The sequence below is a fragment of the Azospirillum rugosum genome, from assembly GCF_017876155.1.
Lineage (GTDB): Bacteria > Pseudomonadota > Alphaproteobacteria > Azospirillales > Azospirillaceae > Azospirillum > Azospirillum rugosum.
In genome coordinates this window covers 87722-97473 of record NZ_JAGINP010000006.1, presented here as the reverse complement: position 1 = coordinate 97473, position 9752 = coordinate 87722, and the positions used below count along the sequence as shown (strand labels likewise).

The following is a 9752-nucleotide window of genomic DNA, read 5'->3' as shown; positions in this document are numbered from 1 at the left end:
CATGAGGATGCGGTTCGGAAGCCTGTTGGGCGGCTTGTTCGGGGGCTTGTTCCGGGGGTTCGACGGCCTTGCCCTGCGGGCCTGCGCGCTGGTGGCGGCGCTGGTACTCCCGCTCGCCCACGCGCTGGACCCGCCCGACGGCGACCTGACGCGGATGGGCGGCTTCGCGGAGAACCGCTTCGGCCCGTCGGCCCCGCAGGCGATCTTCGTCCCGCCACTGGCCGAGGCGGCCCGGCTTGGCACGGCCTACGACGTGGTGGTGATGGGCGACGGCTTCTCCCGCCCCGACCCGTCGGACAGCCGAACCCCCTACGGCCACTACTGGACCGACCACCTGCGCAACCAGACCGGCCTGAGCGTCGGCGTGCTGCATTTGGACGAGACGCCGCTGGCCAAGTATCTGGCCTCCGCCGACTTCCGGGACCGCCCGCCCCGCGCCCTGGTGCTGGAGGTGGCCGAGCGCGACCTGCCGGCCCGCACCGCCCATCTGCCCGCCCCGGCGGAAAGCCTGCTGCGCGCGCCCGCGCTGACCGTCGTCTCCCAGCAAAGGGGCCAATCGGCGGCACCGAAGGCCGCACCGCTGACGCCGAAGGCGATCGGGCAGACCGCGCAGCCCTGGACCCGCGCCCGCGCCCACGCCTGGGCCGCACCCCCGGTCGGCTACGCCATGGACATGCTGGTGAAGGCCATGCCGCGCGCGCTGCTGAACCTGCCCGCCGCCTCGGTGCAGGAGCGGACGCTGGTCTACGCGGGCCTGTTCAGCTCGGCCGCCGCCTCCAGCACGCTGTTCCGCACCGACGATTTCCTGCCCTGGCGGGCCGACCGCGCGCTGCTGGAGGAGCGGCGGCGGAGCCTGCGCGCGCTTCAGGCCGCGGTGGAGGCCAACGGGCGGACGCGCTTCCTGCTGATGGTCGCGCCGGACAAGGGCACGGTCTACGCCGATTTCCTGCTGGAGCCCCCGCCCGTCCGCTCCGCGGTGGAGGAGGTGCTGTCCGACGACCGCACGCTGCACCTCGCCCCGCTCGCCTCCGGGCTGAAGGCGCTGGCCGCCGGCGGCGTGACCGACCTGTACAAGCCCAACGACAGCCGCTGGGGGACGGAGGGGCATTTCTACGCCGCGCGCGTCGTGCAGGCCTCGCTGGCGCGGCTGGGCGTGCTGGTCCCCACCGAGGCGCCGAGCGTGGCGAACCTGCCCTGCCGCCCGCCCTCCTCCGACTGCGTTCCGTTCCAAGTGCAGACTGATTGATCGAGGATCGCCCGGCCATGGTACCTAATTTTCCGGCGGCGGACGTCGCCCGCGACGTCGCCGCGATCGTCGTCACCCACAACCGGCTGGCGCTGCTGCCGACCTGCCTCGCCGCCATCCTGAACCAGGTGCCGCGGCCCGACCGGGTCGTGGTGGTGGACAGCGGCTCCAGCGACGGCACGCCCGAATGGCTGGCTGCCCAGAAGGAGGAATGGGGCGACGTGCTGGTCGTCGTGCGGCAGGCCAACTGCGGCTCCGCCGGCGCCTACCACACCGCCTTCGACACCGCGCTCGGCCTCGGCCACCGCTGGATCTGGAGCACCGACGACGACGGCATCCCGCAGCCGGGCGCGCTGGCCGAGTTGCTGGCCCAGGCCGAGCGGCACCACCTCGACATGGTCGGCCCGCTGGTGCTGGCGGCGGAGGACCACGGGATCCTCGCCTTCCCCATGCAGGGAATCCGCGATCCCGACGCGCTGCGCGCGAAGGCCGTGGACGGGCTGGTGCCGGACACCATCGCGCTGTTCAACGGCACGCTGATCGGCCGCAAGGTCTTCGAGACCATCGGCAACGTGAAGCGCGAGATGTTCATCTGGGGCGACGAGTACGAATTCACGCTGCGCGCCCGCCGCGCCGGGCTGAAGTCCGGCACCGCGGTGAAGGCGATCCACGTCCACCCCGGCATGTCGCGGACGGAGCACAAGGTTCTGGGCGGCCGGCTGGGCACCGTGGAGACGATGCGCGCCGACCGCACCCCGCATTTCTTCCGCAACATGGGCTACATCCACGCCAACTACGAGAAGGCGTCGGTGATCCCGCGGATGATCGCCAAGTACAGCGCCCATTACCTGCTGAACCGCGACTTCAAGGGCCTGAGCGTCTTCCTGGAGAGCTACCTGGCCGGCCTGCGCGACGAGTATCCGGAGGAGCAGAAGCGCCCGCCGACCTTCCTGCCGATGCCGGAGCGGCCGCGTGCGTCTTCGTCGTCCAGCGAGGTCGCCTGATGGCATCCGTCAGCGCCGTCATCGCCACCTACAACCGCGCGCCGGAGCTGCGCACCGCACTGTCGCGCCTGCTGGCGCAGAGCCACGCGGTGGCGGAGATCCTGGTGGTGGACGACGGGTCGACCGACGGCACCGACGCGATGGTGCGGACGGAGTTCCCCAGCGTCCGCTACGTCCGCCTGCCGCACAACGCCGGGCTGATCTACGCCCGCAACTTCGGCTTCGTGAACACGACGGGCGACTATGTCCTGTCGGTGGACGACGATTCCTGGTTCGAGGAGCCGGATGGGCTCGCCCGCGCCGTGGCCTATCTGGAGTCGCACGCCGACACGGCGGGGGTCGCCTGCAACATCGAGACACGCGACGGGCTGGTCTATTTCCCGCGCGGCGTCGCCCCCTTCGACGTGCCCTGGTACGTCGGCTGCGGCCACCTGCTGCGCCGCAGCGCCGTGGCCTCGGTCGGCCTCTACATGCCGGAGCTGTACCGCCAGGGCGAGGAGAAGGACCGCTGCCTGCGCCTGATGGGCGCCGGCTTCCGCGTCGTCGCCCTGCCCGACGTCATGGTCTACCACGACAAGAGCGAGAAGGGCCGCAAGCCGGGGCTGGAGCGCTTCTACAACCACCGCAACGACCTGATCCGCGAGGTCGCCCGCTGCCCCGCCGGGCTGCTGCCCTGGCGATTCGCCCGGGCCTGGATCGGCAACAGCTGGAAGAACCTGCGGCACGGCCCGCGCCTGACCGACCTGAAGGTGCTGGCGGCCCTGCCGGAGATCGTCCGGATCGGGCGAAAGCACCGCGCGCCGGTGAGCGCCGAGGCCTACCGGCGCTGGCAGCACCTGGCCGCCACAGCGGCGCCGGGGCGGGTGGGGAATGCTCCGGAGTCGTCTGTGGAGCGGTCAGTGGTCGCGCTGGGCCCCCACCCTAACCCTCCCCCGCTGGGCGGGGGAGGGAACTAGCCCATCTCCCTCCCCCGCCCAGCGGGGGAGGGTCGGGGTGGGGGTAAGGACGTCCCCCTACCCCGCTTTCCGCATCAAATGGTGCCCGATCGCCGTGCGCAGCTTGTTCAGGCGGCGCGGCAGCTTGCGGAGCTGGCGCAGGACCGCGGGCTGCGGCGGGTTGATCGGTTCGCTCAGCAGTTCCGGGGCCATGCGGCGGATCAGTTCCGCGTGGTGGCGGCTGGCGCGGCGGACGTCCACCGGCAGGGCCAGGGCCACCGCCATGAAGTCCGCGCAGTTGCCGGGCTGGAACAGCTGGCGGCCGGTCAGGTCCACGCCCTGGTCGATGGCCGACAGCCAGCCGGCGACGCGCTGCTCCAGGTAGAAGCGGTCGCGGAGATCCATCGCCAGCTCCGGCGTGCGCACCACCCAGTCCAGCCACTCGCGCAGCGAGTCGTAGTGGGACAGCGGGTTGTACAGCTTGCCGCGGAAGCTGTCGAACAGGCGGGCGGCGGTGTCCTCGCCGTCCGCGGTCAGGCCCGGCGGGATCTGGCCCCAGTAGAAGCAGCGCGCCACCTCGAACACGCCGCCGTGCAGGACGGTGCTGCCCTCCGGCACGCCCTCCCAGGCGCCGTTGGAATGGAATTCCCCGTCCAGCGCCGCCGTGTGGCGCCCGGTGTGGGCGAGGTAGTCGCGCGCCCGCTGCCGGTCGATGGGGCCGCAGTGGATCAGCGTGTGCTCCACCCCCGCGATCTGCGCCAGCTTCGGCGGCAGCTTGCGGTCGCCGGGGGTCAGGTCCTTGTGGTCGAAGGTGAACGTCGCGAAGGGCACCTCCGCCTTGCGCGCGGTCGCCAGCAGCAGGCGCGTGTCGAAGCCGGCGGTCAGCTGCAGCATCAGCGGCCGCCCCACAGTCCGGTGCAGGTTGCGCACGGCCGTTACCAGGATGCGCTCCATCCGCTCCATGGCCTGCTCGTCGGAGAAGCCGGGCAGCAGCGGCGGGAAGGGCCGGCGGAAGGTGAGGAACCCCTCCTCCCCGATGCGGCGGGACGGGTTCAGCACCTGGGTCGGCAGCAGGCGGCGCACCCCCTTCAGGCCGGAGCCCGGCAGCGGGTACCAGTCGAGCCCGGCCTCGTGCGTCAGGCGGCGGCGGAACTCCGCCTTGTCGCCCAGCAGCTCCGCCATCAGCGCGGCGCTGGAGGACAGGACCAGGCCGCCGTCCACCTCGCCGTAGAAGACGCCGAGCGTGCCGCCGGCGTCCATGTGCACGGCGCGGTTGCTCAGAAGGACCCAGCGCCCCGCCCAGGAGCGGTGCGTCTCCCCGATGGTCTCGAAGCGCGAACCGGCCAGGGCCTCGGCCGGATCGGGACGCGCCGGGTCGGTCTGCACGGCGAGGCCAAGCAGGTGCCAGACCGTGCCGTCGGCGCCGAGCACGCGCTCGACCGGCAGGTCGGGCGCGTGGGACAGGACCAGCCCGCCGATGTCACGGACCACCCAGTCGGACCCGATCGCTTGCGCTTGCCTGGACACGATGAACTGCCGCCGGTGCAGCATGCCGATTTCCCCTCTCCGGACCCTCGTACGTGGTCACGGATAAACACTTCGGTGCGGCGCAGGGGCAGCGCCATACCCTGTTTGCACCGGGGGCACCCCGGACGGAGAAGAATTCGCACCCGGCATGGACCGCGGCGATTGACTCACGCGGGCTGTGCCTCTATACAGCGGGGCTCATTTTTTGCCCTGAGATCGAGGAGTAAAGTGCCGTGAAACGCACGTACCAGCCCAGCAAGATCGTGCGCAAGCGCCGGCATGGCTTCCGCGCCCGTATGGCGACCGTCGGTGGCCGCAAGGTGATTGCCCGCCGCCGCGCCAAGGGCCGCAAGGTCCTGAGCGCCTAACACGCGATGGCGGCGCCGGACCGCTTGGTCGGGCGCCTGAAGCGGCGGCCGGAGTTCTTGGCCGTGGCCGGTACACGGCGAAAGCATGTTGCTCCCGGCCTGATCCTGCAGGTGCGCCGACACGACGATCGACAGCGGCCCGCCCCTGGCGAGCCGCCGATTCGTCTTGGCCTGACAGCGAGCCGCAAGGTGGGCAACGCGGTCGTGCGCAATCGCGCCCGCCGCCGCCTGCGCGAGGCGGCCCGCCAGATCCTTCCCGCCCATGCGGCCCCCGGTCACGATTTCGTGCTGGTGGCCCGCGCCGACACGGCCGAAAGGCCGTGGACGGAGCTGTTGGGCGACCTGTCCGCGGCGCTGAAACGCCTCGGGCTTTGGCGCGACGCGCCGAAAAGCGGGCCAGACGACGGACCACGCAGCGAGGGGGCCGGCGCATGAGCCCGCTTGCCTTTTTGCTGCGCGGCCTTGTCGTCCTCTACCAATGGACGCTGTCGCCCTTCGTCGGGTGGCACTGCCGATTTCAGCCAACCTGTTCCAACTACGCTCTTGAGGCGCTATCTAAGCACGGAGCGATCCGGGGCAGCTGGCTGACCGTCCGGAGGCTCTTGCGTTGCCATCCCTGGGGCGGGTGGGGGTACGACCCCGTGCCCGAGCCGGGGCGGGCGGACCGCTGCTGTTCGCACGGGCCGTCCGGGGCGGCGCATCGACACACTTTCTCAGGCCGGCCCTGAGGCCGGCCATCGGCCGCCCTCTACCAGCAAGGCCCACGGCAACCGGGATGCCATGACCGACCAACGCAACCTCATCCTCGCGATCGCCCTCTCGATCGCCATCCTGCTGGGCTTCCAGTACTTCTATGAAGGGCCCCGCGTGCAGCAGCAGAAGCAGGCTGCGCAGCAGGCCGCCCAGACGGAGCAGCCGGTCGCCCCCGGCACCGCTCCGGGGGTTCCCGGCGCCACGGTGCCCGGTGCTGCGGCACCGGAGGCGGTCAAGGACCGCGCCGCGCTGATCGCGGAGCAGATGGCCGCCGGCAGCCGCGTCAAGATCGACACGCCGGCCCTGCACGGCTCGGTCAACCTCGTGGGCGCGCGGATCGACGATCTGACGCTGGCCGACTATCACGAGACGACCGACCCGAAGAGCCCGGAGATCGTCCTGCTGGCCCCGGGCGGCACGCCCGACGCCTATTACGCCGAGTTCGGCTGGGTGCCGGAGGACAAGGGGCAGCCGGTCCCCGGCGCCGACACCAAGTGGACCGCCAACGGCCAGGCGCTGACCCCGGACAAGCCGCTGACCCTGACCTGGGACAACGGCAAGGGCCTGGTGTTCGAGCGGACCATCGCGGTCGACAAGAACTTCATGTTCACGGTCACGCAGAAGGTGCGCAACACGGGCTCCGCCCCGGTGCGCCTGCTGCCCTACAGCCTGGTCAGCCGCGCCGGCACGCCGCAGACGTCCGGCTACTACATCCTGCATGAAGGCCCGCTCGGCGTCTTCAACGGCAAGCTGAACGAGCACAAGTACGACGACCTGAAGAAGTCCGGTTCCATCTCCGCCCCGACGACCGGCGGCTGGATCGGCATCACGGACAAGTACTGGCTGGTCTCCCTGGTCCCGGACCAGAAGGAGCAGGTCACCGCCCGCTTCCTCCACACCTCGCCGGGTGCGACCGACCGCTACCAGGTCGACACGCTGGGCCAGGCCATCGAGGTCGCCCCCGGCGCCACGGCCGAGCAGACCAGCCGCCTGTTCGCCGGCGCCAAGCAGGTCCGCCTGCTGGACGAGTATTCGGACAAGCTGGGCATCGCGAACTTCGACCTGGCGATCGACTTCGGCTGGTTCTACTTCCTGACCAAGCCGTTCTTCTACGCGCTGGATATGCTGGGCCGCCTGTTCGGCAACTTCGGCGTCGCCATCCTGGTCTTCACCGTGATCGTGAAGGCCTGCTTCTTCCCGCTGGCCAACAAGTCCTATCACGCGATGGCCAAGATGAAGAAGCTGCAGCCCAAGATGCAGGAGCTGCGCGAGCGCGTGGGCGACGACAAGGTCCGCCTGAACCAGGAGATGATGGCGCTCTACAAGCGCGAGAAGGTCTCCCCCGTTTCGGGCTGCCTGCCGATCCTGATCCAGATCCCGGTGTTCTTCGCGCTCTACAAGGTGCTGTTCGTGACCATCGAGATGCGGCACGCGCCCTTCTTCGGCTGGATCCACGACCTGTCCGCGCCCGACCCGACCACCATCTTCAACCTGTTCGGCCTGATCCCCTGGACGCCGCCGCAGATGCTGATGCTGGGCCTGTGGCCGATCATCATGGGCATCACCATGTACTTCCAGCAGAAGCTGAACCCGACCCCGCCGGACCCGGTCCAGCAGAAGGTGTTCCAGTTCCTGCCGATCATCTTCACCTTCATGCTCGCCAGCTTCCCGGCCGGCCTGGTCATCTACTGGGCCTGGAACAACACGCTGTCGGTGGCGCAGCAGTGGATCATCATGCGCCAGGACGGCGTGAAGGCCTGATCGCCCTTCCCTCCTGAGCGGACTCCATGACCGCCGGCAAACCCCTTCCTTGACGGGCGTTTGCCGGCGGTTATGTTTTGGGCGAGATTTTCGGGACGACCTAGCCCTCACCCTCCCACGCCTTCGGCGCGGGCCCCTCCCTCTCCCGCCGGAGGCGGGCGAGGGGGTTTCTACCGTGAAAGCACTGCCATGACCCCACCCAACATCACCGGGCCCAACAGCACCGGCCTGATGTCCGGCTTCAGCGAGGAGGCCCTGGAAGCGGGGCGGCTCCTGTTCGCGAAGGAATGCGACTTCAAGTGGGGCGCCCAGACGCCCGACCAGCTGCCGGAAGCCGACCTGCCGGAGGTGGCCTTCGCCGGCCGCTCCAACGTCGGCAAGTCGAGCCTCGTCAACGCCCTGACCGGACGCAAGACGCTGGCCCGCACGTCCAACACGCCGGGGCGGACGCAGCAGCTGAACTTCTTCGACCTGGGCGGCCGGCTGAAGCTGGTGGACATGCCCGGCTACGGCTACGCCAAGGAATCGAAGGAGAAGGTGGAGGCCTGGAACGACATGGTCCGGCGCTACCTGAAGGGCCGGGTCACGCTGCGCCGCGCGCTGGTGCTGATCGATTCGCGCCATGGCCTGAAGCCGAACGACGACGAGATCATGACGATGCTGGACAAGGCCGCCGTGCCCTACGTCGTCGTGCTGACCAAGGCCGACAAGGTGCGGTCGCAGGAGCTGGCCGAGGTCACCAAGCGGTGCGAGGCCGGGCTGAAGAAGCACCCCGCCGCCTTCCCGCAGGTCCACATCACCAGCTCCGAGAAGGGCCTGGGCATCGCGGAGCTGCGGGCCAGCCTCGCGGCACTCGCCGCGGAGTAACCCGGTGCCCCCCGCGCTGACGCCGGCGCTGCTGTTCCTGGTCCAGGCGATCCTGCTGATCGCCGGGCCGTTCCTGCTGTGGCGGCTGTGCGGGGTGAAGCATGTGGCCCCGATGGTGGTCATCCAGATCCTGTTCGGCATCGCGCTCGGCCCTTCCGGGCTGGGGCACTTGGCACCGGGCCTCTGGGGCGCGCTGTTCGCCCCGGCGTCCCTGGCGCCCCTCTCGGGGCTGGCGCTGCTGGCTGTGGTGTTCTTCGCCTTCCTGACCGGGCTGCACCTGGACGTGGACGAGCTGCGCGGGCGCGGGCGCGGTTTCGTGGCGGTCAGCCTGTCGAGCATGCTGGTGCCGACCCTGCTCGGCGGCGCGCTCGGCCTGTGGATCGCCGGCGCCTTTCCGGGCATGGCGGGGCCGAAGGCGGAGCCCTGGCTGTTCGCCGCCGGCTTCGGCATCTGCGTCGGGGTGACCGCCCTGCCCGTGCTGGGCGCCATCCTGCGCGAGATGGGCCTTCTGGAGGAGCGGGTCGGCCGCCTGGCGCTGGGCTATGCCGCGGTGAACGACGCGCTGCTCTGGGTGCTGATCACCGCCGTGCTGGCCTGGGCGGCGGGCGGGACCGAGGGCCTGGGCGGCGTGGCGGCGGTCGCGGTGCTGGGCTTCGCCTATCTGGCCCTCACCGAACTGGTCGCCCGCCCCCTGCTGAGCCGCCTGCTGGACCGCGTGGCGCCCGACGGCCGGGTCGGCGACACCGCCGTGGTCGTCACCTGCACAGCACTTCTGGCCTCCGCCGCGGTGACGGAGCTGATCGGCCTGCACTACATCCTGGGCGCCTTCGTGGCCGGCACCGTCGTGCCGCGCCGGCTCGCCGCCGCCGTGCTGGACCGGCTGGAGCATTTCGCCACGCTGGTCCTGCTGCCCTTCTTCTTCACCCTGACCGGGCTGAAGGTGGATTTGGACCTCGCCGCCTCCGCGCAATGGTGGGTCTTCGCGCTCGCCACCGTCACGACGCTGGTCGGCAAGACGCTGGGCACCGCCATCCCCGCCCGCCTGACCGGCGAGAGCTGGCGGGATTCCTGGAGGCTCGGCGCCCTGATGCCGTGCAAGGGGCTGATGGAGGTCATCGTGCTGACCATCCTGCTGGAAGCCGGCGTCCTGTCCGGGGCCTGCTTCTCCGCGATGGTGCTGATGGCCGTCACGGCGACCGCGCTGACCCAGCCGATGACGGTGCTGGTGGGGCGGGTCGCGCGGGTCCGCGTGGCGTGAGGGTTGGTTTCTTGGGGGACAACAGGGTTTTCA

The 9752-nt window shown here is 70.5% G+C and carries 10 protein-coding genes; 9 read left to right on the top strand and 1 reads right to left on the bottom strand.

Annotated features, from left to right (window positions below; translation table 11 throughout):
- The first annotated feature begins 1 nt into the window (after position 1).
- From J2851_RS10200 to J2851_RS10190, 3 genes are read left to right on the top strand one after another with little or no spacing between them, the layout of a single operon-like run.
- Complete coding sequence (locus J2851_RS10200; protein WP_209766166.1) at positions 2–1246, top strand: alginate O-acetyltransferase AlgX-related protein; 1245 nt, start codon at positions 2–4, stop codon at positions 1244–1246.
- Between the two features lie 17 nt (positions 1247–1263).
- Complete coding sequence (locus tag J2851_RS10195; RefSeq protein ID WP_209766165.1) at positions 1264–2250, top strand: glycosyltransferase; 987 nt, start codon at positions 1264–1266, stop codon at positions 2248–2250.
- Complete coding sequence (locus tag J2851_RS10190; RefSeq protein WP_209766164.1) at positions 2250–3206, top strand: glycosyltransferase family 2 protein; 957 nt, start codon at positions 2250–2252, stop codon at positions 3204–3206. Before J2851_RS10195 ends, J2851_RS10190 begins: the two co-directional genes overlap by 1 nt.
- Before the next feature lie 57 nt (positions 3207–3263).
- On the opposite strand, the gene J2851_RS10185 is transcribed toward J2851_RS10190, so the two are convergent.
- On the bottom strand, positions 3264–4736 hold the full coding sequence (locus J2851_RS10185) for an asparagine synthetase B family protein (RefSeq protein ID WP_209766163.1): 1473 nt from the start codon (positions 4734–4736) through the stop codon (positions 3264–3266).
- 209 nt (positions 4737–4945) lie between these two features.
- On the opposite strand from J2851_RS10185, the gene rpmH reads away from it, so the two are divergent.
- The 6 genes from rpmH to J2851_RS10155 all read left to right on the top strand — a co-directional run bounded on the left by rpmH (position 4946) and on the right by J2851_RS10155 (position 9719).
- Positions 4946–5080 (top strand): 50S ribosomal protein L34, encoded by a 135-nt coding sequence (gene rpmH, locus J2851_RS10180; protein ID WP_209766162.1) that lies wholly within the window; start codon positions 4946–4948, stop codon positions 5078–5080.
- 6 nt (positions 5081–5086) lie between these two features.
- A complete protein-coding gene (gene rnpA, locus J2851_RS10175; protein ID WP_209766161.1) occupies positions 5087–5515 on the top strand; it encodes a ribonuclease P protein component in 429 nt (142 codons plus the stop codon).
- Entirely contained in the window at positions 5512–5808 is a 297-nt protein-coding gene (gene yidD / locus J2851_RS10170) for a membrane protein insertion efficiency factor YidD (RefSeq protein ID WP_209766160.1), read from the top strand. Before rnpA ends, yidD begins: the two co-directional genes overlap by 4 nt.
- A gap of 52 nt (positions 5809–5860) precedes the next feature.
- Positions 5861–7594, top strand: a complete 1734-nt coding sequence (gene yidC, locus J2851_RS10165; protein WP_209766159.1) for a membrane protein insertase YidC — start codon at positions 5861–5863, stop codon at positions 7592–7594.
- A 189-nt stretch (positions 7595–7783) separates the two neighbouring features.
- Positions 7784–8461, top strand: coding sequence for a ribosome biogenesis GTP-binding protein YihA/YsxC (gene yihA, locus J2851_RS10160; RefSeq protein WP_209766158.1), 678 nt, complete (start codon positions 7784–7786; stop codon positions 8459–8461).
- A 4-nt stretch (positions 8462–8465) separates the two neighbouring features.
- On the top strand, positions 8466–9719 hold the full coding sequence (locus J2851_RS10155; RefSeq protein ID WP_209766157.1) for a cation:proton antiporter: 1254 nt from the start codon (positions 8466–8468) through the stop codon (positions 9717–9719).
- Positions 9720–9752 lie beyond the last annotated feature (33 nt).

Coding starts and splice junctions, on each gene's coding strand:
- yidC (WP_209766159.1), top strand. CDS start 5,861: ATGACCGACCAACGCAACCTCATCCTCGCGATCGCCCTCTCGATCGCC.
- J2851_RS10195 (WP_209766165.1), top strand. CDS start 1,264: ATGGTACCTAATTTTCCGGCGGCGGACGTCGCCCGCGACGTCGCCGCG.
- rnpA (WP_209766161.1), top strand. CDS start 5,087: ATGGCGGCGCCGGACCGCTTGGTCGGGCGCCTGAAGCGGCGGCCGGAG.
- J2851_RS10185 (WP_209766163.1), bottom strand. CDS start 4,736: ATGCTGCACCGGCGGCAGTTCATCGTGTCCAGGCAAGCGCAAGCGATC.
- yihA (WP_209766158.1), top strand. CDS start 7,784: ATGACCCCACCCAACATCACCGGGCCCAACAGCACCGGCCTGATGTCC.
- J2851_RS10200 (WP_209766166.1), top strand. CDS start 2: ATGAGGATGCGGTTCGGAAGCCTGTTGGGCGGCTTGTTCGGGGGCTTG.
- J2851_RS10190 (WP_209766164.1), top strand. CDS start 2,250: ATGGCATCCGTCAGCGCCGTCATCGCCACCTACAACCGCGCGCCGGAG.
- yidD (WP_209766160.1), top strand. CDS start 5,512: ATGAGCCCGCTTGCCTTTTTGCTGCGCGGCCTTGTCGTCCTCTACCAA.